The organism is Streptomyces sp. NPDC002994 (assembly GCF_040611155.1).
GTDB lineage: Bacteria > Actinomycetota > Actinomycetes > Streptomycetales > Streptomycetaceae > Streptomyces.
Map to the genome: position 1 here is coordinate 103,171 of NZ_JBEXNQ010000012.1, position 23,494 is coordinate 126,664.

The 23,494-nt window shown below is 70.7% G+C and carries 20 protein-coding genes and 1 pseudogene; 12 read left to right on the top strand and 9 right to left on the bottom strand.

Going from position 1 to position 23,494, the window contains the following annotated elements; translation table 11 throughout:
• Positions 1 to 138: 138 nt before the first annotated feature.
• The 3 genes from ABZX79_RS17960 to ABZX79_RS17970 form a co-directional block, all read right to left on the bottom strand.
• Entirely contained in the window at positions 139 to 1,383 is a 1,245-nt protein-coding gene (locus tag ABZX79_RS17960; RefSeq protein ID WP_355257926.1) for a spermidine/putrescine ABC transporter substrate-binding protein, read from the bottom strand.
• Between the two features lie 48 nt (positions 1,384 to 1,431).
• Positions 1,432 to 2,946, bottom strand: a complete 1,515-nt coding sequence (locus ABZX79_RS17965) for a gamma-aminobutyraldehyde dehydrogenase (protein ID WP_355257929.1) — start codon at positions 2,944 to 2,946, stop codon at positions 1,432 to 1,434.
• A gap of 576 nt (positions 2,947 to 3,522) precedes the next feature.
• Positions 3,523 to 4,269 carry a DUF4190 domain-containing protein gene (locus tag ABZX79_RS17970; RefSeq protein WP_355257932.1) on the bottom strand — a complete coding sequence of 249 codons (747 nt, stop codon included), beginning with the start codon at positions 4,267 to 4,269 and terminating at the stop codon, positions 3,523 to 3,525.
• Between the two features lie 110 nt (positions 4,270 to 4,379).
• Between ABZX79_RS17970 and ABZX79_RS17975 the strand changes: the two genes are divergently transcribed.
• The 7 genes and pseudogenes from ABZX79_RS17975 (at position 4,380) to ABZX79_RS18005 (ending at position 11,135) form a co-directional block, all read left to right on the top strand.
• Positions 4,380 to 5,405 (top strand): adenosine deaminase, encoded by a 1,026-nt coding sequence (locus ABZX79_RS17975; protein ID WP_355257935.1) that lies wholly within the window; start codon positions 4,380 to 4,382, stop codon positions 5,403 to 5,405.
• Positions 5,406 to 5,444: 39 nt separating this feature from the next.
• Positions 5,445 to 6,146: a glycerophosphodiester phosphodiesterase gene (locus ABZX79_RS17980; RefSeq protein WP_355257938.1), complete on the top strand. Its 702-nt coding sequence runs from the start codon at positions 5,445 to 5,447 to the stop codon at positions 6,144 to 6,146.
• Positions 6,147 to 6,176: 30 nt separating this feature from the next.
• Positions 6,177 to 6,950, top strand: coding sequence for an SAM-dependent methyltransferase (locus ABZX79_RS17985; RefSeq protein ID WP_355257941.1), 774 nt, complete (start codon positions 6,177 to 6,179; stop codon positions 6,948 to 6,950).
• Between the two features lie 50 nt (positions 6,951 to 7,000).
• Complete coding sequence (locus tag ABZX79_RS17990; RefSeq protein ID WP_355257944.1) at positions 7,001 to 8,140, top strand: sensor histidine kinase; 1,140 nt, start codon at positions 7,001 to 7,003, stop codon at positions 8,138 to 8,140.
• A gap of 42 nt (positions 8,141 to 8,182) precedes the next feature.
• A pseudogene (locus tag ABZX79_RS17995) lies at positions 8,183 to 9,062 on the top strand (serine hydrolase domain-containing protein); the annotation flags it as partial.
• 21 nt (positions 9,063 to 9,083) lie between these two features.
• Positions 9,084 to 9,974, top strand: a complete 891-nt coding sequence (locus ABZX79_RS18000) for an RNA polymerase sigma-70 factor (protein WP_355257947.1) — start codon at positions 9,084 to 9,086, stop codon at positions 9,972 to 9,974.
• Positions 9,975 to 10,028: 54 nt separating this feature from the next.
• Positions 10,029 to 11,135, top strand: a complete 1,107-nt coding sequence (locus ABZX79_RS18005) for an FAD-dependent oxidoreductase (RefSeq protein ID WP_355257950.1) — start codon at positions 10,029 to 10,031, stop codon at positions 11,133 to 11,135.
• 1 nt (position 11,136) lies between these two features.
• Here the strand turns inward: ABZX79_RS18005 and ABZX79_RS18010 are convergent, their stop codons facing one another.
• The 4 genes from ABZX79_RS18010 to ABZX79_RS18025 all read right to left on the bottom strand — a co-directional run bounded on the left by ABZX79_RS18010 (position 11,137) and on the right by ABZX79_RS18025 (position 14,985).
• Complete coding sequence (locus ABZX79_RS18010; protein WP_355257953.1) at positions 11,137 to 11,670, bottom strand: hypothetical protein; 534 nt, start codon at positions 11,668 to 11,670, stop codon at positions 11,137 to 11,139.
• A 21-nt stretch (positions 11,671 to 11,691) separates the two neighbouring features.
• On the bottom strand, positions 11,692 to 12,255 hold the full coding sequence (locus tag ABZX79_RS18015; RefSeq protein ID WP_355257955.1) for an HXXEE domain-containing protein: 564 nt from the start codon (positions 12,253 to 12,255) through the stop codon (positions 11,692 to 11,694).
• Between the two features lie 13 nt (positions 12,256 to 12,268).
• Positions 12,269 to 13,432, bottom strand: coding sequence for a spermidine/putrescine ABC transporter substrate-binding protein (locus tag ABZX79_RS18020; RefSeq protein ID WP_355258288.1), 1,164 nt, complete (start codon positions 13,430 to 13,432; stop codon positions 12,269 to 12,271).
• Positions 13,433 to 13,545: 113 nt separating this feature from the next.
• Positions 13,546 to 14,985, bottom strand: coding sequence for a gamma-aminobutyraldehyde dehydrogenase (locus ABZX79_RS18025; protein WP_355257958.1), 1,440 nt, complete (start codon positions 14,983 to 14,985; stop codon positions 13,546 to 13,548).
• Between the two features lie 165 nt (positions 14,986 to 15,150).
• Between ABZX79_RS18025 and ABZX79_RS18030 the strand changes: the two genes are divergently transcribed.
• From ABZX79_RS18030 to ABZX79_RS18050, 5 genes are all read left to right on the top strand, one after another.
• Positions 15,151 to 15,657, top strand: a complete 507-nt coding sequence (locus ABZX79_RS18030; RefSeq protein WP_215133344.1) for an Lrp/AsnC family transcriptional regulator — start codon at positions 15,151 to 15,153, stop codon at positions 15,655 to 15,657.
• Positions 15,642 to 17,021 (top strand): aspartate aminotransferase family protein, encoded by a 1,380-nt coding sequence (locus tag ABZX79_RS18035; RefSeq protein WP_355257962.1) that lies wholly within the window; start codon positions 15,642 to 15,644, stop codon positions 17,019 to 17,021. Before ABZX79_RS18030 ends, ABZX79_RS18035 begins: the two co-directional genes overlap by 16 nt.
• Before the next feature lie 238 nt (positions 17,022 to 17,259).
• Positions 17,260 to 17,997, top strand: coding sequence for an ATP-binding cassette domain-containing protein (locus ABZX79_RS18040; protein ID WP_355257964.1), 738 nt, complete (start codon positions 17,260 to 17,262; stop codon positions 17,995 to 17,997).
• Positions 17,979 to 19,154, top strand: a complete 1,176-nt coding sequence (locus ABZX79_RS18045) for a hypothetical protein (RefSeq protein ID WP_355257966.1) — start codon at positions 17,979 to 17,981, stop codon at positions 19,152 to 19,154. Before ABZX79_RS18040 ends, ABZX79_RS18045 begins: the two co-directional genes overlap by 19 nt.
• Positions 19,155 to 19,399: 245 nt before the next feature.
• On the top strand, positions 19,400 to 20,530 hold the full coding sequence (locus ABZX79_RS18050; protein WP_355257968.1) for an LOG family protein: 1,131 nt from the start codon (positions 19,400 to 19,402) through the stop codon (positions 20,528 to 20,530).
• 220 nt (positions 20,531 to 20,750) lie between these two features.
• On the opposite strand, the gene ABZX79_RS18055 is transcribed toward ABZX79_RS18050, so the two are convergent.
• Positions 20,751 to 21,842, bottom strand: coding sequence for an ABC transporter ATP-binding protein (locus ABZX79_RS18055; protein WP_355257971.1), 1,092 nt, complete (start codon positions 21,840 to 21,842; stop codon positions 20,751 to 20,753).
• Entirely contained in the window at positions 21,842 to 23,476 is a 1,635-nt protein-coding gene (locus tag ABZX79_RS18060; protein ID WP_355258290.1) for an iron ABC transporter permease, read from the bottom strand. Before ABZX79_RS18060 ends, ABZX79_RS18055 begins: the two co-directional genes overlap by 1 nt.
• Between the last annotated feature and the right edge of the window lie 18 nt (positions 23,477 to 23,494).

The following is a 23,494-nucleotide window of genomic DNA, read 5'->3' on the forward strand; positions in this document are numbered from 1 at the left end:
GGTTCCCGGCGTTGAGGGGGCTGAGGAGGTCCAGGGCGAAGGCGGGGCCGGCCGGGCCGGGGCCGCTCTCCCGGTGCTTCTCCTGAAGAAGCACCGGGAGAGCCGCACCCGGCCCGCGAAGGCCCCGCCGCGCGGGCGCTAGGCACCGATGAGCTTGGCGAACTTCTCTTCGTACGCCGTCTCTTCCTTGCTGCTGAGTGCGCGGAAGGCGCGGGACTTTGCGGCCATGGCCTTGTCCGGGAGGATCAGCGTGTTCGTGGCCAGTTCGGGGTCGATCTTCTTGAGTTCGTCGCGTACGCCTTCGACCGGGCAGACGTAGTTGATGTACGCGGCCAGCTGCGCGGCGACCGGGAGCTCGTAGTAGTAGTCGATGAGCTTCTCGGCATTGGTCTTGTGCCGCGCCTTGGCCGGAACCAGCAGGTTGTCGCTGGAGGTGATGTAACCCGCCGACGGGATCGCGAACTTGATGTCCGGGTTGTCGGCCTGGAGCTGGATGACGTCACCGGCCCAGGCGAGACAGGCGGCGAGGTCGCCCGAGTCGAGATCCGAGATGTAGTCGTTGCCGGTGAAGCGGCGGATCTGCTTCTTGTCGACGCCCTTCTGGAGCCGGCCGAGCGCGGCGTCGTAGTCGGCGTCGGTGAACTTCCCCGGGTCCTTGCCCATGTCGATCAGGGTCATGCCGATCGAGTCGCGCATCTCGGTGAGGAAGCCGACCCGGCCCTTGAGCTTGGGGTCGTCCAGCAGCTGGCTGACGGAGTCGACCTTGCGGCCGCCGGTCGCCTTGGAGTTGTAGGCGATGACCGTGGAGATGCCGGTCCAGGGGTACGAGTGGGCCCGGCCCGGGTCCCAGTCGGGGCTGCGGAACTGGGCGGAGAGATTGGCGGACGCGTTCGGCAGGTTCGCCGGGTCGAGCTTCTGCGCCCAGCCCAGCCGGATCATCCGGGCCGCCAGCCAGTCGGTGACGCAGATGAGGTCGCGCCCGGTGTCCTGACCGGCGGCGAGCTGCGGCTTGATCTTCCCGAAGAACTCGACGTTGTCGTTGATGTCCTCGGTGTACTTGACCTTGATCCCGGTGCGCTTGGTGAACGCCTCCAGGGTGGGCCGGCTCTTCTCGTCCTCGCTGGTGTCCATGTACTCGGTCCAGTTGGAGAAGGTGATCCGCTTCTCCTTGGCCGAGTGGTCGTCGGAGGCCGGCGCGTCGTCCTCCCGCTTGGCGGCCGGGATGCCGCAGGCGGTCAGTGTGCCCAGGCCGCCGATCGCGAGCGCGCCGCCTGAGGCGCGCAGCAGCGAACGGCGGGTGAGGGCACCCCGCCCACTCGTCGCGCTGCGTCGCATGGCGGCTATCTGGGCCGCGGACAGGCTGTCAGGCTCGTACTGCTCCATGCGCAAGTGCCCTTTCGGGTGGGTGTGGCCGCTGGTCGGGCGGCGTGCTTATCGGTCCCCGAAGATCGTGCGGTGCCAGTCCTTGCGAGCGACCGCTGTGTTGTCGTACATCACGTGCTTGACCTGCGTGTACTCCTCGAAGGAGTACGACGACATGTCCTTGCCGAACCCACTGGCCTTGTAACCTCCGTGCGGCATCTCGCTGATGATCGGAATGTGGTCGTTCACCCACACGCAGCCCGCCTTGATCTCGCGCGTGGCGCGGTTCGCGCGGAACACGTCGCGGGTCCAGGCGGAGGCGGCGAGTCCGTACGGGGTGTCGTTGGCGAGCGCGATCCCTTCCTCGTCGCTGTCGAAGGGCAGCACGACAAGCACCGGGCCGAAGATCTCGGCCTGGACGATCTCGCTGTCCTGGGGGGCGTCGGCCACGAGGGTGGGCCGGTAGTACGCGCCCTTGGCGAGGTCCCCGCCGGGCGCTTCGCCGCCAGCCACGACGCGGGCGTACGCACGGGCCCGCTCGACGAAACCGGCGACCCGGTCGCGCTGGGCGTGGCTGATGAGCGGCCCGAGGTCGGTGGACGGGTCGAAGGGGTCACCGAGCCGCACGCTGTCCATCAACTCCGCGACCCCTTGGACGAAGGCGTCGTACAGCGGGCGCTGGACGTAGGCGCGGGTCGCGGCCGTGCAGTCCTGCCCGGTGTTGATGAGGGAGCCGGCGACCGCGCCGTTCACGGCCGCTTCGAGATCGGCGTCGTCGAAGACCATGAAGGGTGCTTTGCCGCCGAGTTCGAGGTGGAGGCGCTTGACGGTGGAGGTGGCGATCTCGGCGACGCGCTTGCCGACGGCGGTCGACCCGGTGAAGGACGTCATGACCACGTCCGGATGCCCGACGAGGTGCTCGCCGGCGTCCTTGCCGGCTCCGGTGACGATGTTGACGACACCGTCCGGGATGCCGGCTTCCTTGGCCGCCTGCGCGAACATGATGGACGTCAGCGGCGTGATCTCGGCGGGCTTCAGAACAATGGTGTTGCCTGCGGCGATTGCCGGCAGGACCTTCCAAGCGGCCATCTGGAGGGGGTAGTTCCAGGGTGCGATGGACCCTACGACACCGATCGGCTCGCGGCGTACGTACGAGGTGTGGTCGCCGGAGTACTCGCCGGCCGACTTGCCCTCGAGATGGCGGGCCGCACCCGCGAAGAAGGCGGTGTTGTCAATGCTGCCCGGCACGTCGAATTCGGTGGACAGCTTGATCGGCTTGCCGCACTGGAGCGACTCGACGTACGCGAAGTCCTCGGCCTGCTCGGCGAGTACGGCGGCGAAGCGGTGCATCGCGTCGGAGCGCTCGCCGGGGGTGGTGGCGGCCCACCCGGGGAACGCGTCGCGCGCGGCGGCGACCGCGGCGTCCACGTCAGCGGTGGAGGCCAGCTCGTACTCGTAGACCTTCTCGCCGGTCGCTGGGTCCACGACGGCATGGGTACGTCCCGAGGTGCCTGGGCGCAGCTGTCCGCCGATGTACTGCGCACCGTCCGCGAATCGGTCCTGCACCGGGAAGCGGTTGACCATGACGCACTCCGTAGCTCCAGCTGGATTTGAGTGCCGATCCTGGCAGAGTGGTCCATCACCAACAAGGGATTCCGTTGTTGCCTTTTGGTTACGCGACGGAATCGGTCGACCATGTGTCGAGGCGGGACCGAAATACGGTACGGAGTGTCCGTGGCGCGGCTCGAAGCGGCGTGGCATGGCGGGGGCGCGGGACGAAAGCCCAGGTGAGGGCGGGTGCGGGTGGGCGGGAGCGGGTAAGGCCGGTGCGGCCGGTTCCGGCGGTTCCCCCGGCCCGGCCGGTCTCCCCGGTGCGGCCGGTCCCGCCGGTGCGGCCGGTCCCGCCGGTGCGGCCGGTCCCGCCGGTGCGGCCGGTTCCCCCGGCGCTTGCGGCGCTCCCACGCCCCGCCCCTTCCCGAACCGGGGGCAAGCCCCCGGGCCCCCGGACGCCCTACGGGCGTGTCCTCAATCGCCGGAGGGGCTTGATCTTCCGTGCGCGCACCTTCAGCCCGTCCGGCGTTTGAGGACCGGGGCCTGGGGCAGCGCCCCAGTTCGGGAAGGGGCGGGGCGGGGAAAGAAAAACGGGGACCCGATCCACCGCTAGTCGCGGAGGGGGGCGTCGATCACCAGTGACGAGTTCGCGTACGGGTCGTACTCCTCCGAGTCGAGGTCGCTGCTCCCGCTCTCCCCCTGGACAACCGCCCAGACGATGAACCCGATGAACGCCGCGCTCAGCACGAAGCCGATGACCCCGAGGATGATCCCGGCCAGCGCCATGCCACTGTTCGTCGCCTCGCCGCGCGCGACCCGCTTGCGACCCAGGATGCCGAAGATCAACGCCAGGATGCCGAGGATGATGCCCAGACCGTAGGCGCAGAAGAACGTCACGGAGATGATGCCGAGCACCATCGCGGTGATGCCGAAACCATTCGCCGGCGCCGGACCATGCTGCCCCGTCCAGGCGGCCGGGCCGCCGCCGTACCCGGGATATCCGGGGTAGCCGCCGGTGTTGTACGGAGCCGAGGCCGACGGGCTCGCGTACGCCGCCGGGTAGCCGTACTGACCGGGGGTCGTCTGCGCCGGACCCACCGGTGCGGCCGGAGGCGGCGGCACCGCGCCCTGCCCGGGAGCAGTGGGACCGAAGCCCGGTACCGGGTCCGCGGCCGGCATCGAGGTGACCGTCTGCTGGTCGTGCACCGGAGGCCGCCCGGCCGGCGGCTTGTCCAGCGGCACCTTCTGCGCCGACTGGCCGGACGGGCCCGACTGACCCGACTGGTCCGGCGGAGCCCAGGGGTCCCGCGACTGCTCGGGCGGCGGGCCCGAAGGGTGGTTTACGTTGTCTGACATGTGCTCCCCCATCATGATTTCCGCCATGCTACGGCCTGGCTTCGCCCCCGTACCGCCCGCCTACGATGATCCCTGAACCCGCTCCACCTGCCCGTACACCGGAGGATCCGATGACCGATCTGCACCCCTTCATCGCAGGGCTGCCCAAGGCCGAACTGCATGTGCACCACGTCGGGTCCGCCTCCCCCCGCATCGTCGCCGAGCTGGCCGCCCGCCACCCCGACTCCAAGGTCCCGACCGACCCCGAGGCGCTCGTGGACTACTTCTCGTTCACCGACTTCGCGCACTTCGTCGACGTCTACCTCTCCGTCGTCGACCTGATCCGCACCCCGGGGGACGTCCGGCTGCTGACCTTCGAGGTCGCCCGCGACATGGCCAGGCAGAACATCCGGTACGCCGAGCTGACCGTCACGCCGTTCAGTTCCACCCGTCGCGGCATCGACGAGGAGGCCTTCATGGAGGCGATCGAGGACGCCCGCAAGGCGGCGGAGGCCGAGCTCGGCACCGTGCTGCGCTGGTGCTTCGACATCCCGGGCGAGGCCGGGCTGGAGGCGGCGGAGGAGACGGCACGGCTGGCTGTGGACCTGCGGCCGGAGGGCCTGGTGTCGTTCGGACTCGGCGGCCCCGAGATCGGCGTACCGCGCCCGCAGTTCAAGCCATACTTCGACCGCGCGATCGCGGCCGGGCTGCGTTCCGTACCGCATGCCGGTGAGACGACCGGGCCCGAGACCATCTGGGACGCGCTGAACGACCTGCGCGCGGAGCGCATCGGCCACGGCACCAGCGCCGTCCAGGACCCGCGGCTGCTCGCGCACCTCGCCGAGCACCGGATCCCGCTGGAGGTCTGCCCGACGTCCAACATCGCGACCCGCGCGGTGGCCACGCTGGACGAGCACCCGATCAGGGAGATGGTGGAGGCGGGCGTACTGGTCACGATCAACAGCGACGACCCGCCGATGTTCGGCACGGACCTGAACAGCGAGTACGGCGTGGCCGCCCGCCTCCTCGGCCTCGACGAGCGCGGCGTGGCCGACCTGGCCAAGAACGCCGTGGAGGCGTCCTTCCTCGACCCGGCGGGCAAGGCCAGGATCGCCGCCGAGATCGACACGTACACAGCGGCCTGGCTCGCGCGGTAACGCCTTGGCACGCCGGACAATGGGGCCATGCTCATACCCATGCGCACCGTCACTGCCGTGGCCCACCGCGGCGACCCGTACCGAGTCCGTGAGAACACCCTCGCCTCGCTCCGATCAGCGGTGGAGCGGGGTGCGGACGCCGTGGAGATCGACGTACGCCTGACCCGCGACGGCGTCCCCGTCCTCCTCCACGACGACTCGCTCAAGCGGCTCTGGGGCCACGAGCGGCTGCTCGCGCGCCTCACCGAGCATGACCTGCGCGAGCTCACTCACGGCGGCGTCCCCACTCTCCGCGAGGCGCTGAGCGCCATCGACTCCCACCGCGTCATGATCGACCTGCCGGGCGCCACGCCCGAGTCGGTACGCACCGTGGTCGGCGTCGTCCACGAGTGCGGGGCGGGCGAGCGCGCGTACTACTGCGGGGGCACCTCCGCCATGCTGGCCGTACGCGCCGCCGACCCCGGCGCCGAGATCGCCATGACGTGGACGACCCTCACCCCGCCGGGCGCGGCACTGCTCGACGCGGTGAAGCCCCACTGGCTCAACTACCGCTTCGGTCTGGTCAGCCGCGACCTCACGGACCGCGTGCACCGGGACGGGCTGCTGGTCTCCGCGTGGACCGCCGACACCGGTCGTACGATGCGCCGCCTGATCGGCCGCGGCGTCGATTCCATCACCACGAACCGCGTCGACGTACTGCACGCACTCACCACCACTACCGCCAAGAAGCCCCGCCCATAGGCCGGTTGAGCGCTCCGGCATGATGACCCGATGGACAGAATGCGCACGGACATCGCGCACAACGCCCGCGTCTGGAACTACTGGCTCGGCGGCAAGGACAACTACCCCGTCGACCGCGCGGTCGGCGACCAGGTCACCGGCATGTATCCGAGCATCGGTGAAGTGGCGTGCGCGGACCGGGAGTTCCTGAAGCGGTCGGTGAGCCACCTGGCGGCGGACGCGGGAGCGCACCAGTTCCTGGACATCGGTACCGGACTGCCCACGGCGGACAACACCCATGAGGTCGCCCAGCGCATCGCCCCCGACGCGCGGGTGGTGTACGTCGACAACGACCCGATCGTGCTCGCCCACGCCCGCGCGCTGCTCACCGGCGCTCCCGGCGGAGTCACCGAGTACATCGACGCGGACGCCCACGCCCCGGGCGACATACTGCGCGCCGCGGCGGCGACGCTGGACCTGGGGCAGCCGGTCGCGGTGATGATGCTGGGCATCCTCAACTTCGTACAGGACACCGGAAAGGCGCGGTCGGTCGTACGGGAACTGATGGACGCCGTAGCGTCCGGCAGCCACCTCGTGCTGACCCACCCCACCCTCGAACTGGGCGGGGAGGGCAACGCCGAGGCGATGCGCTTCTGGAACGAGAACGCGACGCCGCCGATCGTGGCGCGCGGCCGAGCCGAGTTCGCGTCCTTCTTCGAGGGCCTGGAGCTCCTGGAGCCCGGCATCGTGTCGTGCGCGCGCTGGCGGGGTGGCGAAGGGGCGCCGGAGGTGGCTCAGTTCGGCGCGGTGGCCCGCAAGCCCTGATGGCGGTCGTACGCACTCTTGTCTCGCGGTTGCGAGGCGCCCACCCGTGGATGACGGATGTCGGGGTCGCCCTGCTGGTGCAGGCCGTGATGACCACGCCCTGGGTGATCCCGCGAGCCCCTGGTCTGCCGGAAGCGACCCTGACCGCCTATCTGCTGACCACACTCACCGTGGTGCCGCTGGTGTGGCGGCGCAGGGCACCGGTCGCGGTGCTGTGCGCGATTCTGGTGACGCAGGGTGTCTACGGTCTCGCCGTCGACGGCCCTGGACAGACCCTTCCGTACAACGGTCTCGTCGCGCTCTACACCGTCGCCGCACTGTCGCCCGCACCCAAGCGCCAGATCACCGGAGCGCTGGTGTTCGCGGTCGTCTTCCCCTCGGTGGCGCTGAACACGGGCGAGGCGCGCGAGCTGGTCTTCTCGCTGATCGTCTTCGCAGCGGCATACGCCATGGGCCGGCTGACCCACACGCGCCAGGCGTACACCGCCGCGGTGGAGGACCGCGCGGCGCAGCTGGAGCAAGCGAACCGGATCGAGGCCGAGCAGGCGACGGCGCGCGAACGGGCGCGTATCGCGCGGGAGATGCACGACATCCCCTCGCACGCCGTCAGCATCATGATCGTCCAGGCGGAGGCCGGGCCCGTCGCCGTGCGCAGCGCGCCCGAGCGGGCGGAGGCGGCGTTCGACTCGATCTCGGAGACGGGGCGGGACGCGATGGTGCAGCTGCGCAGGATGCTGGGGGTCATGCGGGAGGGCGAGCCGGCGGACGGGCGGACGGACGCTCCGCGCGAGCCGCAGCCGGGCCCGGCCGCACTGCCCGCGCTGGTGGAGCGGGTGGCGCGCAGCGGCCTGGACGTCGGCTACGAGACCACTGGCCGCGCCGTCCCTCTCCCCCTCGACACCGGGGCCGCCGTCTACCGCATCGTCCAGGAGGCGCTGACGAACGTCGTCAAGCATGCCGCCGCGCGGGTGGTTTTCGTACGGCTGGCGTACGGTCCGGACGCGCTGGACATCACCGTCACCGACGACGGACGCGGCCCGGTCACGGGCACCGCCCCCTCCGGCGGCCACGGCCTGATCGGCATCCGCGAGCGAGCGGCGGCCCACGACGGCACGGCCCGTAGCGGGCCCGGCCCCGGCGGCAAGGGCTTCGAAGTGCACGTCACCCTTCCGCTGGGCCAGTACCAGTAACCTCCACGCAGGGGGCTCACGACCCGCGGCGAGGCGATCGAGAACGCCCGCTTCCGGGCCGGGTCCACCACCAAGGTGTTCATCGCGGCCGTCGTCCTCCAGCTCGCCGCCGAGGGGAAGGTCAACCTCAACAAGCACGTACAGCAGTACCTCCCCGGCCTCCTGCCGCGCACCTTCCGACCCATCACGGTCCGCCAACTCCTCAATCACACCAGCGGGATTCAGCCCGCCGACGGCCCCGGCGACACCTTCGAGGAGCTGTACGCACACCGCTTCGACACCGTCGCCCCGCACGATCAGATCGCCAACGCAGCCGCGAAGGGCCCGGAGTTCAGGCCCGGCCGCGAACAGCACTACCTCAACATCAACTACACCGTGCTCGGCGTCCTGATCGAGAGGCTGACCGGTACGTCGTACGAGCGAGCCGTCGGCGACCGGATCCTCACGCCACTCGCGATGCGCCACACGTCATTCCCCGGCGACGACCCGAAGATCCACGGTCCGCACAACCGGGGCTACCAGGCCGTCAAGAAGGCCGACGGCTCCACTGAGCTCCGCGATGTCACCGAGTGGAACTCCTCCGACCGCTGGGCAGCGGGCGACATCATTTCCACCACCGCCGACCTGGAACGCTTCACCGACGCGCTGTTCCGTGGCCGGGTCGTGCCGAAGGCGCAGCTGGAGGAGAGCCGAGTCCGGCGAGGACGCCCAGTTCACCGCGGGCATGTCCCGCATGGTCCTGCCCGACGGCACGGTCTCCTGGGGCAAGACGGGCGGCCGGTACGACTACAACACCGCCATCGGCGGAACCCGTGATCTGTCCCGCACGCTCGTCTACTCGGTCAACGCGACCGACGCGAAGGGAGAAGGCATGAATCCGGTGGCTCTGAAGATCGTCCTCGCCGCCTTCGCCACCAACTGACACGCCTGGCATGCTGCGGATATGACCACGGAGCCCGCCGCAGAGTTCGAAACGCACCGCCCCCGGCTCTTCTCGCTCGCGTACCGGATGCTCGGTTCGGCGAGCGAGGCCGAGGACGTCGTACAGGACACGTATCTGCGCTGGAGCGCTGCCGACCGGGGCGCCGTCCGCACGCCCGCCGCCTGGCTGACGAAGGTCATGACGAACCTCTGCCTCAACCAGCTCACCTCCGCCCGGGCCAAGCGCGAGCTGTACGTCGGCCCCTGGCTGCCCGAGCCGGTCTTCACGCGCTCCGGCGGCTCCCCGCTCGGCCCGCTGGAGACCGCCGAGCAGCGTGAGTCCGTATCGCTCGCGCTGCTCACGCTGATGGAGCGGCTCACCCCGGCCGAGCGCGCGGTGTTCGTCCTGCGCGAGGCGTTCGGGCACAGCCACCGGGAGACCGCCGAAGTCCTCGGCATCGAGGAGGCCCACTCGCGGCAGCTGCACCGCCGCGCCCGCGAACAACTGGGCCGTCCGCGGCGCCGGTTCTCCGTCGACGACGACCGGCGCCGCGAGATCGTCGAGAGTTTCTTCGCCGCCACCCTCGAAGGCGATGTGCCCGGGCTTGAGCGGCTGCTCGCCGACGACGTGGTCGCCTGGGCCGACGGCGGAGGTCAGGTGTCGGCGGCGCGCCGGCCGATCGTCGGACGCGAGAAGGTGCTCCGTTATCTGCTGGGTCTGGGCGCCCGGCCGGAAGCGGCGTACGTCAGAGCTGAGTCCGTCGAGGCGAACGGCGAGCCCGCCGTGGCGGTCTTCGCCGACGAGACGCTGCTGGCGATCGTGGTGCCGGAGATCACCGACGGCCTGGTCAGCGGGGTCCGTACGGTCATCAGCCCCGGCAAACTCGCCTTCGCCGCCGCCCAGCTCACGTGATCCGCTTCACACGCTGAGCTGTCACGGATCTGCTCGCTCGCCGGTTCAGGGTGCATGACACATCACATCGTGGTCCTGGGAGCCGGGTACGCCGGACTGGCCGCCGCAAAGGGCGCTGCCCGCAAGCTGCGCGGCCGCGGCGGCGCACGCGTCACGCTGGTCAACGCCGCCGGCCATTTCGTCGAGCGGGTACGGCTGCACCAGCTGGCCGCCGGTCAGCGGCTGAGGGACCTGCCCCTGAGCAGGCTCCTCGCCGGTACGGGCATCGAGCTGGTCGTCGCCCGGGTGACCGGCATCGACGCCGACACCCGTACGGTCCGGGTCGACTCCGCTCCGTACGCCATCGGATACGACACCCTCGTCTACGCCCTGGGCAGCGCCGCCGACACCACCGCCGTCCCCGGAGCCGCCGAGCACGCGACGGCGGTCGCCACCTACGAGGACGCGGTGCGCCTGCGCGAGCGCACGGCCGGCGCGCAGGGCTCGCTCGCCGTCGCCGGAGCCGGCCTGACCGGCATCGAAGCCGCCACCGAGCTGGCCGAGACCTACCCGGGGCTCACAGTGCGGCTGGTCACCGGGGGCGAGCTCGGCCCCGGCCTCTCGGAGCGCGGCCGGCGCTATCTCCGCCGCGCCCTGGAGCTGCGCGGCGTCGAGCTGCGCGAGTACGCCCGGGTCCACGAGGTCGCCGCGCACGGCCTCGTGCTCGCCGACGGGGGCGAGATCCCGGCCGACGCCGTGGTCTGGGCGGCCGGCTTCCGCGTCCCGGATCTGGCGCGCGAGGCCGGTTTCGCGGTCGACGCGCGCGGTCTGATCAAGGTCGACGGGACGCTGCGCTCGGTCTCCCACCCGGAGGTCTTCGCGGCAGGCGACGCGGCGGCGGCGTACGATCCCGGCGGCAGCGCATCGCGCATGTCCTGCCAGACCGGACTGCCGATGGGCATGTACGTCGCGGGCAGCGCGACCGCCGCACTCACCGGCCGCACCCCCAAGCCGCTGCGGCTGCGCTACGTCTGGCAGAACATCAGCCTTGGCCGCCGCGACGGCCTCACCCAGTTCACCCGCGCCGACGACAGCCCGGTGGGCGCCGTCCTGACCGGCCGTACCTCGGCCCGCTTCAAGGAGGCCATTACGCGCGGCACGGTGGTGGCCCTTCGCCGCTGACTCAGACCGCCGCCGGCACCGCGAACCGCACCGGCGCGGTGAGCGCCTCCAGCTGCTTGATCTTCCGGCGTACGACGTACAGCGGGATGATGCCGAAGACCCCGAAGGAGATGTCGATGACCGACCACCAGAAGGGGATGCCCCGGATCGGGCCGCAGATCAGCGCGAGCGGGATGATCCCGGCGCACGCGATCATCCCGAACTCGATCACCCAGATGTTGCGTACCGGATCGCGGTACGGGCCGTAGAAGGCGACGGCGATGACGAGGTGCGCGAAGGCCAGCCAGTCCGTCCCGTACAGCACGAAGGGGTACTTGGCGTCGGTGGCGTCGAGGCCGGTCCGTACGCGCTCGATCCACTCCATCAGACCGGGGAAGAACTCGGCCACCGGGGAGGCCGAGGACTTCAGCAGGCTCTCCAGCCAGTGGAGTTCGGTGACGAGCGGGAAGGCCGTCACACCGCTCAGCACGAGAGCGACGATGAAGAAGACCAACCACACGCGTATGCGCCGCAAAAGGACTTTCGCCTCGTTCATGCCCGCAGCGTACGCCCGCGTTTACCTGCTCTTTACACCGGCCCCGGCGCCCCGCGTCCCGAGCACTCGCCGCGCCACCATGTGCGACAGCGCCGTAGCCGCTCCGGCGAGGGCCAAGCCCTGCACCCCGTCCCGCGCTCGCGTCGGCCGCAGCACACCGGCCCGGCGCAGCCGCCCGCGCGCCCAGAGCGAGAAGGGCACCACGAGCAGCGGCGAGGTGGCGACGCCGGGGGTGTAGCCGCGTACGGCGGCGGCCTGGGCCATGTGGAGCAGGCCGTGCAGCCCGAAGCCGTACAGCGTCGACTGGTAGAAGCCGGAGCGGCCGCCGGAGCGGTGCCCGGCGACGGCGGCCGAGGCGACGATCGTGCCCATCACACCGACGGCGAGGGCGAATTCGCGCTCGTCCGCGGACTCCATGGAGCGCCATATCCGCTCGGGGGCCTGCGGGAACCGCTTGCGCAGCCGGGGCACGTTCTCGCGCATCCACGCGGGCAGCGTCGCGAGCTCCTCGACGTCGTGCAGGGCCCAGGCGGCGAACAGCCCGTACGTCACCAGGGGGTTGAGGCCATCGCGGTCATCGCTCATGATCGCGATTCTGCTAGAGCCCCACGATCGAGTTCCACGTTTTCGCGAACCCCACGCGCTCGTCCGCCGTGATGTCCCGCGCGATCGCCAGGCGCTTTCGCATGGCGTCGTCGGGAAAGATCAGCGGGTCCTCGGCGAGTGCGGCGGTCTCCTCGTCCTTGGCCGAGGCCAGGATGTCGCGCGCCGCCGGCACCGGGCAGACGTAGTTGACCCAGGCCGCCAGCTCCGCAGCGACCTCGGGCTCGTAGTAGTGGTCGACGAGCTTCTCCGCGTTGCGCTTGTGGCGCGCGAGGTTGGGGATCATCAGGCTCTCCGCCCACAGCTCCGCCCCTTCCTCCGGCACAACGAACTCGATGTCGGGGTTGTCGGCCTTGAGCTGGATGACGTCGCCCGAGTACGCCTGGCACGCCAGTACGTCGCCGCTCGCCAGGTCCTTGATGTAGTCGTTGCCGGTGAAGCGCCTGACGTGCCCCCGCCGTACCAGCTTCTCCACCTGTTCGCACATCGCGTGGAAGTCGTCGGCGGTCCACCGCGTGACATCCGCGCCGTTGCCCTGCATCAGCAGCGCGAAGCTCTCGTCGAGCCCCGAGAAGAGGGTCACCTTGCCGCGCAGGTCGTCGGCCCACAGCTGGGAGGTGGAGCGGATCTCGTGGCCCAGCTTCCCGCGGTTGTACGCGATGCCGGTGATCCCGGACTGCCAGGGCACGGAGTGCAGCCGCCCCTCGTCGAAGGCGGGCGTACGCAGCTGCGGGTCGAGGTACTTGGCGACGTTCGGCTGCTTGGCCCGGTCCATCTCCTGCACCCAGCCGAGCCGTACGAACCGGGCGGCCATCCAGTCGCTGATGACGATCAGGTCGCGGCCGGTCTCCTGGTGGTTCATCAGCGCGGGGCTGATCTTCCCGAAGAACTCGTCGTTGTCGTTGATCTCTTCGGTGTAGCGGACGGATATGCCGGTCCGCTCGGTGAAGGCGTCGAGCGTGGGGCGCCGCGATTCGTCCGCGTCGTCGGTGTCGATGTAGAGCGGCCAGTTGGCGAACTGGAGGCTGTGGTCGCGCTCGGAGCGGTCGTCCGCGGCTCTGTCCCCCGGTTCGACGTACGCCGCCGGCACCCCGCACCCCGCGAGCGCCGCCAGCGCGCCTGCCGCCGGGATTCCGCGGAGCAGCGTACGACGCGACACACGACCAAGATCACTCATGTCGCCCACTCTCGTCCCACGCACGAAGGGCGGGCAATAGACAGTCTGTCTATCGCCCGCCCTCCAGGAACAGCGTCCTGATCAGCCGGTTCCGATCAGCCCTCGATCGAGGTCATCACGTGCTTGATGCGCGTGTAGTCCTCGAAGCCGTACGCCGAAAGGTCCTTGCCGTAACCGGACTTCTTGAAGCCACCGTGCGGCATCTCCGCGACCAGCGGGATGTGGGTGTTGATCCATACACAGCCGAAGTCGAGATTCTTGGACATGCGCATCGCCCGCGCGTGGTCCTTCGTCCACACCGAGGACGCCAGCGCGTACTCGACGCCGTTGGCCCACTCCAGGGCCTGCGCCTCGTCCGTGAAGGACTGGACAGTGATGACGGGGCCGAAGACCTCGTTCTGGATGATCTCGTCGTCCTGCTTGAGGCCGGAGACGACGGTCGGGGCGTAGAAGTAGCCCTTGTCGCCGACCCGCTGGCCGCCCGCCTCGACCTTGGCGTGCGCCGGCAGCCGCTCGATGAAGCCGGTGACCTGCTTCAGCTGGTTGGCGTTGTTGAGCGGACCGTAGAGCACGTCCTCGTCGTCCGGCTGCCCGGTCTTCGTCTCCGCGGCGGCCTTCGCCAGCGCGGTCACGAACTCGTCGTGGATCGACTCTTGTACGAGCACGCGCGTCGCGGCGGTGCAGTCCTGGCCGGCGTTGAAGAAGCCCGCGACCGAGATGTCCTCGACAGCCTTGGGGATATCGGTGTCGGCGAAGACGACGACCGGCGCCTTGCCACCGAGCTCCAGGTGCACGCGCTTGACGTCCTTGGCGGCGGACTCGGCGACCTGCATGCCGGCCCGTACGGAACCGGTGATGGAGGCCATCGCCGGTACCGGGTGCTCGACCATCGCGCGGCCGGTCTCACGGTCGCCGCAGACGACGTTGAAGACGCCCTTGGGGACGATGGAACCGATGATCTCGGCCATGAGGACGGTCGACGCGGGGGTCGTGTCCGACGGCTTCAGCACGACGGTGTTGCCTGCGGCGAGCGCCGGGGCGAACTTCCAGACGGCCATCATCATCGGGTAGTTCCACGGCGCGACCTGCGCGCAGACGCCGACCGGCTCGCGGCGGATGATGGAGGTCAGACCCTCCATGTACTCGCCGGCCGAGCGGCCTTCGAGCAGCCGGGCCGCACCCGCGAAGAAGCGGATCTGGTCGACCATGGGCGGGACTTCCTCGGTCCGCGTGAGGCCGAGCGGCTTGCCGGTGTTCTCGGACTCGGCCGCGATCAGCTCCTCCGCCCGCTCCTCGAAAGCGTCCGCGATCTTGAGCAGCGCCTTCTGACGCTCCGAGGGCGTGGTGTCGCGCCAGGCCGGGAAGGCCGCGGCGGCGGCCGCCATGGCGGCGTCGACGTCCTCCTGGCCGGACAGCGGCGAGGTGGCGTACACGTCGCCTGTGGCCGGGTTGACCACGTCGATGGTCCGCCCGTCGGCGGCTTCGCGGAACTCTCCGTCGATGTAGTTGCGCAGGCGGCGCAGTTCGGTGGTCACAGCGACCCCTTCCCTTGTCAGATGTCCGATTACTGAGATCCCCACCCTAGTCGCTCGGGTATCGCTTTCGACATACCCGCACGCCAGGAACTTCGGATTCAGTGAGATCCCATGCCCGAAACAACGAATTTCATCGGTTTGGGGTTGCGGAACAGGCGAGACGTCGTGCACAGTGAAGACGTGGCCAGTAGAAGCGCAGACTCCAGAACCGGGAACGGCTCGTCTCCAACGGTCGATGCCGTCTCTCTGGCGATCATTGAGCAGCTCCAGGAGGACGGACGTCGTCCTTACGCCTCCATCGGCAAGGCCGTGGGCCTTTCCGAAGCGGCGGTACGCCAGCGCGTACAGAAGCTGCTCGACCAGGGCGTCATGCAGATCGTCGCCGTCACCGACCCGCTCACCGTGGGCCTGCGGCGGCAGGCCATGGTCGGCATCAATGTCGAGGGCGACCTCGATCCCGTCGCCGAAGCGCTGACAGCCATGGCCGAATGCGAGTACGTGGTCATGACCGCGGGCTCCTTCGACCTCATGGTGGAGATCGTCTGTGAGGACGACGACCACCTGCTCGAAGTGATCAACAAAAGGATCCGTTCGCTCCCCGGCGTGCGATCCACCGAGAGCTTCGTCTACCTCAAGCTGAAGAAGCAGACCTATATGTGGGGAACCCGATAGTCGTGAGCCAGGACCTCTCCAAGACCGCGTACGACCACCTGTGGATGCATTTCACCCGCATGTCGTCCTACGAGAACGCACCCGTGCCCACCATCGTGCGTGGTGAGGGCACCTACATCTACGACGACAAGGGCAAGAAGTACCTCGACGGCCTCTCCGGCCTGTTCGTGGTGAACGCCGGCCACGGCCGTCACGAGCTCGCCGAGACCGCGTACAAGCAGGCTCAGGAACTCGCCTTCTTCCCGATCTGGTCGTACGCCCACCCCAAGGCCGTAGAGCTGGCCGAGCGCCTCGCCGACTACGCGCCCGGCGACCTCAACAAGGTCTTCTTCACCACCGGTGGTGGCGAGGCCGTCGAGACCGCCTGGAAGCTCGCCAAGCAGTACTTCAAGCTCACCGGCGAGCCGACCAAGTACAAGGTCATCTCCCGTGCGGTCGCCTACCACGGCACCCCGCAGGGCGCCCTGTCGATCACCGGCCTGCCGGCCCTGAAGGCCCCCTTCGAGCCGCTCGTCCCGGGCGCTCACAAGGTGGTCAACACCAACATCTACCGCGCCCCGATCTTCGGTGACGACCCGGAGGCCTACGGCCGCTGGTGCGCCGACCAGATCGAGCAGGAGATCCTCTTCGAGGGCCCCGAGACGGTCGCCGCCGTCTTCCTCGAGCCGGTGCAGAACGCCGGTGGCTGCTTCCCGCCGCCGCCCGGGTACTTCCAGCGGGTCCGCGAGATCTGTGACCAGTACAACGTGCTGCTCGTCTCGGACGAGACGATCTGCGCCTTCGGCCGCCTCGGCACGATGTTCGCCTGTGACAAGTTCGACTACGTGCCGGACATGATCACCTGCGCCAAGGGCATGACGTCGGGCTACTCCCCGATCGGTGCCTGCATCATCTCCGACCGCCTGGCGGAGCCGTTCTACAAGGGTGACAACACCTTCCTGCACGGCTACACCTTCGGTGGCCACCCGGTCTCCGCGGCCGTCGGTATCGCCAACCTCGACCTGTTCGAGCGTGAGGGCCTCAACCAGCACGTCCTCGACACCGAGGGCGCGTTCCTCAGCACGCTGCAGAAGCTGCACGACCTGCCGATCGTCGGCGACGTACGCGGCAACGGCTTCTTCTACGGCATCGAGCTCGTGAAGGACAAGGTCACCAAGGAGTCCTTCACGGACGAGGAGACCGAGCGCGTGCTCTACGGCTTCCTCTCCAAGGCCCTCTTCGAGAACGGTCTGTACTGCCGCGCCGACGACCGTGGCGACCCGGTCGTCCAGCTCGCGCCGCCGCTGATCTCCAACCAGGAGACCTTCGACGAGATCGAGGGGATCCTGCGCCAGGTGCTCACGGAGGCCTGGACCAAGCTCTGATCCCAGAGCCGGAGCCGGCCTGTCGCTTGCTCTGATCGTATGACCCAGTCGCGGCCCGGATGCGCCCGTTCGAGTGAGAACGGATGCCTCCGGGCCGCGCGCTTGCCACGCCACCACGCCTCGCGTCCTTACGGTGCAGTGACCGATCGGCCCCGTCTTCGTTCCCCCATACGGGGGACGGGATATCTGCTGACACTCAGACGTGCTGTGACACTCAAGACGACGTGAGGTGTACGCCATGGTGGCCCCGCCCGACAACGATGTGCTGTGGGCACGCTCCCTGCACTACTCCCACGGCGGATCCCCCGCCCTCACCGGCGTCTCGCTGGGAGTGCGCGAAGGCGAGATCCTCGCCGTCAGCGGTCCGCGCGGCAGCGGTAAGACAACCCTCCTGCGGTGCCTCTCCGGGCAGCTGGTCCCCCAGCAGGGCGAGGTGTGGTTCAACAGCGCGCCCGTGCACACCATGAGCCCGCCGCTGCGCGAGCGCCTGCGCCGCGACCGCTTCGGCTGGATCGGCCCCGAACCGGGGCTCGTACCGGAACTGAACGCCTGGGAGAACGCGGCCCTCCCGCTCCTCCTGCACGGCGCCTCCCACCGCGCCGCGAAGAAGGCCGCCATGGAGTGGCTGGAGCGGCTCGACATCGGCACGGTCGCGCGTAAGCGCCCGGCCGCGCTCCCGCAGTCGCAGCGCCAGCGGGTCGCCGTCGCGCGAGCGCTGGTCGGCGGCCCCTCGGTGCTGTTCGCGGACGAGCCGACGGCGTCGCTGCACCGCACCGACCGCGCCCAGGTCCTGCGTACGCTCACCACCGCCGCCCGCTCGCACGACATCACGGTCCTCCTCGCCACGCACGACGCCGAGGTGGCGGCGCTCGCGGACCGTACGGTGTCGCTGCTCGACGGGCGCCGCGTCAATTCCGTACAGCTGGACGGCACCGACGGCGCGGAAGGCCGGGCCGCGTGCTCGCTCTCCGTCTAGCCCGCGGCACCCACCCGCTGGTCCTGCTGCGCCGTCTGCTGGTCGCGGCGGCGTCGGGCGGCGTAGGTTTCCTGCTCCTGTGCACCCTGGGTTACGCCATGGGCCACCCCGAGCAGTCGGCGGCTTCGGTGCGGCGCCTGCTCTGGTGTTTGCCGCCGCTGGCGGCCACGGTCTACTTCGCGGTGGCGGTGGCCCGTGCCGACCCGAGCACGAAGCCGCCGCGCGCGGGGCTCTCCGCCGTGGGTCTCGGCCCGGTCCGCCTGGCGGCTCTCGCGGCCGTGTCCACGGCGCTCTCGTGCACCCTGGGCAGCGCGCTCGCCCTCCTCTTCTTCCTCCACCTGCGGGGCGACCTCTCCGGCCTGCCGTTCGACGGCGCGCAGGCGGAGCTGCTGGCCGCGGGGCAGCCGTTGCCGCTGGCCGCCGCGCTCACCCTGCTGAGCGTGGTGCCGGTCGCCGCGGCAGCCGCGAGCGCCCTTGCGCTGCGCCCGCGCACCCCGAAGCACCCGGACGACCAGCCCTCCGGCCCCCTTGCCCCGACCAGCCTGCCGTGGGGCGTGGCGCTGGTCGCGGTGGGCCTCGCGGTCGAGACGTACGCGAGCCGCGGTACGCCCGGGGCCGCCCTCTCGCTGCCGGGCCGGCTGGACGCCGTGCCGGCCGGTGTCCTGGCGGGCTGGGCCCTCACCGCCCTCGGCCTGGCGCTGGCGGGCCCGGGCCTGACGTACCTCTCGGGACGCATGCTCCAGGCCGTACGCCCCGGCGCGGTGCGGCTCCTGGCGGGCCGGGTCCTGATGGCCGAAGCCCGCCGCATCGGCCGGCCGCTGGGCGTGGTGTGCGCGGTGGCGTCGGCGGCGATCGCGGCGGCAACCCTGCACGGGGCCGGCGGCTCCCCCGCCTCCGCCCTCACCCCGCCCCCCTTCGGCCCGCTGACCGGCCTGGGCGCGGCGCTGGTGATGGGCTGCGCGGTCGCCACGCTCCTGACAGCGGCCCTGGAGGCGAAACAGTCCCGCACCGCGACGACCGAAGCGCTGGCGGGCCTGGGCACCCCGGCCCAGACCCTCCGTACGGCAGCGGCCCTGCGCGCGGCAGCGGTCCTCACGGTCTTCACCCCGGTCACCATCGCCCTGGCAGCCCTGGCGGCCTTCCCCTTGACGACCTGACCGGTCTCGCTCGCCCATTGATGGCCCCGTTTCGCGGACCGAGGTGCCAGGAGGGGACTTGCTGGGGCGCTCCCCGCAGGGTGTCGAACGCAACCACCCCGAAGAAAACCGAGTACCCGAACGTTCGGCACCCGAGGAGACGCCGCAGCGCGGCACCGACCCCGAAGCCACTGTCACCCCGCGCACTCCTCCGGGGCCTGTCCCGGGGCACCGCACCGCACCCCCCACCCCCTAGCATCTTCCGCGTGCCTCAACTCACGGACCACGACGCCCAGGACCCCGCCCACGATCGCGAGATCGAAACCCTCGCCGAGTTCGACGAAGCCGTCGCGCGCGGCTCGCTCCGCGGCTACCGCGTCCAGGCCGTCGACCTGACGGCCCGTACGCCCGACCTCCTCGCCGTCGCCACCGCCGGCGCCGTATTCCTCGGCTGCCCCATGCACCCCGAGGGCCTCGCCAAGGTCCGCGCGGACGGCGCGCTCGTCTTCCCGCCCGTCCCCGACCTGCCCTTCGACCCCTACCGCGGGCTCCTCTACACGCCCGGCGCCCTCTTCGAGCACCTGGACGCGGGGTACGAGGCCACACCCGACGCCCTCGCCTACGCCTGGTTCCAGCGCACCAAGGCCGACGGCGACATATTCGCCTCGATGCTCCGCTCCATCCACGACGACGCCGTCTCCGACGCCCTCGACGAACACCTCGCCGGCGCCCGCGTCGTCGGCGTCATGGGCGGCCACGCCATGGGCCGCGGCACGAGCGCCTACGCCGGCGCCGCCCGCCTCGGTCGTACACTCGCCCGCAGCGGCCTGACCGTCGCCACCGGCGGCGGCCCCGGCGCGATGGAGGCAGCGAACCTCGGCGCGTACATGGCACCCTTCCAGAACGACGCCGCACTGGACGAGGCCCTCGAACTCCTCGCCAAGGTCCCGTCGTTCACCCCTTCCATCACCGACTGGGCCGGCACCGCCTTCGACGTACGCGACCGCTGGCCGGCCGGAGGCGACTCCATCGGCCTCCCCACCTGGTTCTACGGCCACGAGCCCCCGAACGCCTTCGCCGGCCACATCGCCAAGTACTTCGCCAACGCCACCCGCGAGGACGGCCTCCTCGCACGCTGCAACGCCGGCGTCGTCTTCCTCCCCGGCGCGGCCGGCACGGTCCAGGAGATCTTCGACAACGCGACGCCCAACTACTATGAGTCACGCGGCGAACCGACCCCCATGGTCCTCGTCAACCGCGCCCACTGGACCGAGAAGCTCCCCACGTGGCCCCTCCTCCAGTCCCTGGCGAAGGCCCGCCCGATGGAGTCCCGCATCGCCCTGGTCGACACAGTCGAAGAGGCCCCGGAGGCGCTAGCCCGTCTCTCGTCCAAGTAGCCCAGAAGCCTGGGCCGACCGCACCGCACGGTGGTGGCCGATCGCGTACGCCGCACGGGCAGTGGTGTCCGCACTCGGCGCGGCCCTGGCCTACGGGCGACGAACGGCGGGAGCACGCGCGCCGTACGAACGAAGCCGCGAACCCCACCGCTGTCGTACGGCGTGGCGCCGGCCCGCGCCACCCGCACCGAACACCTCCACGGCGATACGCGTGCCCCGGTCAGACGCGGCGATCCGCCGTGCGCGGCTCGCTGTGATCGCCGCCGCCCCGCGGCCCGTCGTCGCCGGCGGAGGACCCCGCCAGCACTACAACCTCCTCCGCCGCGAAGGCGACCCCCACCTCCGCCCCCTCGTCCGGCGCGTCCCGCAACGCGCACTCCGCCTCCAGCAGCGGCGCGCCCACCGGCTGCAGCAGTACGGCGACATGGTTGCCCCGGAACGTCCGCCCCGTCACCACGCACGGCAGCCCGTCCTCGGCCGGCACCATCCTGACGCCCGCCGGCCGGACCAGGAGTCGCGCCTCCCCCTGGGCCGTCCCCGCCGGGACAGGGATCTTGCCCCACACCGTGTTGGCCGCCTCGCCACTGACCGTCGCCGCCACCACATTGTCGAAGCCCAGGAAGCGCGCGACGAACTCGGAGGCCGGTCGCTGCCAGACCTCCAGCGGCGTACCGGTCTGCGCGATCCGACCCTCCCGCATGACCACCACCCGGTCGGCGAGCGCGAACGCCTCGCCCTGATCATGGGTGACGGCCAGCACGGTCGTACCCAGCCGCCCGAAAAGCTGCCGCAGCTCCACCACCAGCCGCTCACGCAGCCCCCGGTCCAGCTGCCCCAGCGGCTCGTCCAGCATCAGCAGCTTCGGCTCCGGAGCCAGCGCCCGCGCCAGCGCGACCCGCTGCTGCTCACCGCCCGACAGCGTGCTGATCGCGCGCCGCCCCGCGCCCGGCAGGCCGACCATCTCCAGCAGCTCACCGACCCGCCGCGCCTGTTCCGCTTTCCCTTCCCCCCGCATCCGCAGCCCGAAGGCGACGTTCCCGCCGACATCCCGCTGCGGGAAGAGCTGGTGATCCTGGAACATCAGGCCGACGCCCCGCCGGTGCACCGGCACCCCGCGCTGGTCGCGCCCGTCGAGCAGCACCCGTCCCGCGTCCGCCGCCTGCAACCCCGCGACGACCCGCAGCAGCGTGGACTTCCCGCTGCCGCTCGGCCCGAGCACGCACACGATCTCGTGGTCGGCGACCTCCAGGTCCACGGAGTCGAGCACCGCCCGCTTCCCGAACCGTACGGTCGCCCCGTCCAGCCGCAACATCAGAACTCCCCGGATCCGGAACGGTCGGGCCGAACACGCTCAAGAACCAACAACGCCACCGCGCACACCACCATCAAAATCGTGCTGAGGGCCATCGCCTGCCCGTAGTTGAGGTCCCCCGCCCGCCCCAGCAGCCGCGCCACCGCCACCGGCAGCGTCGGATTGTCGGGCCGCGCGATGAACACGGTCGCCCCGAATTCGCCCAGCGATACGGCGAAGGCGAACCCGGCGGCGACGAGCAGCGCCCGCCGCACCATCGGCAGGTCGACCTCCCGCCACGCCCGCAGCGGCGAGGCCCCGAGCACCGCCGCCGCCTCGCGCAGCCGCGCGTCGACCGCCCGCAGTACTGGCAGCATCGTCCGTACGACGAACGGCACACCCACCAGCGCCTGAGCCAGCGGCACCAGAATCCACGACGTACGCAGATCCAGCGGCGGCCGGTCGAGCGTGATGAGGAAACCGAAGCCCACCGTCACCGCCGACACCCCCAGCGGCAGCATCAGCAGCGCGTCGAAACCGCGCACCAGCCGCCCCGCCCGCCGGGTCAGGGCCGCCGCCGCGAGCCCGCCGACGACCAGCGCGATGGCGGTGGCCACCACGGCGTACTGGAGCGAATTCCACACCGCCTCCAGCGGCGGTACGAGGAACGTGCCCCCGCTCGCGGCCGCCGACTGAAGCGCCCGGTAGTACCCGAACCCGTACCCGTCCGGCCCGTCCACCGACCGCTCGACGAGCACCCCGAGCGGCACCAGAATCAGGAGCACCACCGTCGCGAGCACTCCCCCCAGCAGCGCCCACTGCCCGGCCCCGCGCGGCGGCCGCGAGGTCCGCGCCGCGTCGACCAGCTTCAGCGCGCTCTCCCTGCGCCGAACGGTCCACGCGTGTACGGCGAGGATCGCGCCCACCGCCGCGAACTGCACCAGCGTGAGCACGGCAGCGGTCGGCAGGTCCAGGAACTGCGCGGTCTGCCTGTAGATCTCCACCTCGAGGGTGGAGTAGGCGGGCCCGCCGAGGATCTGCACGACGCCGAAGGAGGTGAACGTAAACAGGAAGACCATCAGCGCCGCGGCCGCGACGGCCGGCACGAGCGCCGGCAGCGTCACCCGCCGCCACGCGGCGAACCGCCCCGCGCCGAGCACCCGAGCGGCCTCTTCCTGACGCGGGTCGAGCTGTGACCACAGGCCGCCCACGGTCCGTACGACCACCGCGTAGTTGAAGAAGACGTGCGCGAGCAGGATCGCCCACACGGTGGTGTCGAGCCGTACGCCCCACAGCTCGTCCAGCAGCCCGCCCCGCCCGAGCAGCGCGAGGAACGCGGTCCCGACGACGACGGTCGGCAGCACGAACGGCACAGTGATCACGGCGCGCAGCAGCTGCTTGCCGGGGAAGTCGAGCCGGGCGAAGACGTACGCAGCGGGAAGCGCGATCAGCAGAGTCAGCCCGGTCGAGGCGAGAGCCTGCCAGGTCGTGAACCACAGAACATCCGCGATGTGCGGATCGGCGAGCACCTCACCGATCCGGCCGAGCTGCCAGACGCCGTCCACCTTGAGCCCGCGGCCGACGATCGCGGCCACGGGGTAGGCGAAGAAGGCCGCGAAGAACGCGACGGGCACGGTCAGGAGACCGAACCGCACCGCGCTCCCGCGCACGTC

Coding starts and splice junctions, on each gene's coding strand:
- ABZX79_RS17960 (WP_355257926.1), bottom strand. CDS start 1,383: ATGGAGCAGTACGAGCCTGACAGCCTGTCCGCGGCCCAGATAGCCGCC.
- ABZX79_RS17965 (WP_355257929.1), bottom strand. CDS start 2,946: ATGGTCAACCGCTTCCCGGTGCAGGACCGATTCGCGGACGGTGCGCAG.
- ABZX79_RS17970 (WP_355257932.1), bottom strand. CDS start 4,269: ATGTCAGACAACGTAAACCACCCTTCGGGCCCGCCGCCCGAGCAGTCG.
- ABZX79_RS17975 (WP_355257935.1), top strand. CDS start 4,380: ATGACCGATCTGCACCCCTTCATCGCAGGGCTGCCCAAGGCCGAACTG.
- ABZX79_RS17980 (WP_355257938.1), top strand. CDS start 5,445: ATGCGCACCGTCACTGCCGTGGCCCACCGCGGCGACCCGTACCGAGTC.
- ABZX79_RS17985 (WP_355257941.1), top strand. CDS start 6,177: ATGGACAGAATGCGCACGGACATCGCGCACAACGCCCGCGTCTGGAAC.
- ABZX79_RS17990 (WP_355257944.1), top strand. CDS start 7,001: ATGACGGATGTCGGGGTCGCCCTGCTGGTGCAGGCCGTGATGACCACG.
- ABZX79_RS18000 (WP_355257947.1), top strand. CDS start 9,084: ATGACCACGGAGCCCGCCGCAGAGTTCGAAACGCACCGCCCCCGGCTC.
- ABZX79_RS18005 (WP_355257950.1), top strand. CDS start 10,029: ATGACACATCACATCGTGGTCCTGGGAGCCGGGTACGCCGGACTGGCC.
- ABZX79_RS18010 (WP_355257953.1), bottom strand. CDS start 11,670: ATGAACGAGGCGAAAGTCCTTTTGCGGCGCATACGCGTGTGGTTGGTC.
- ABZX79_RS18015 (WP_355257955.1), bottom strand. CDS start 12,255: ATGAGCGATGACCGCGATGGCCTCAACCCCCTGGTGACGTACGGGCTG.
- ABZX79_RS18040 (WP_355257964.1), top strand. CDS start 17,260: ATGGTGGCCCCGCCCGACAACGATGTGCTGTGGGCACGCTCCCTGCAC.
- ABZX79_RS18055 (WP_355257971.1), bottom strand. CDS start 21,842: ATGTTGCGGCTGGACGGGGCGACCGTACGGTTCGGGAAGCGGGCGGTG.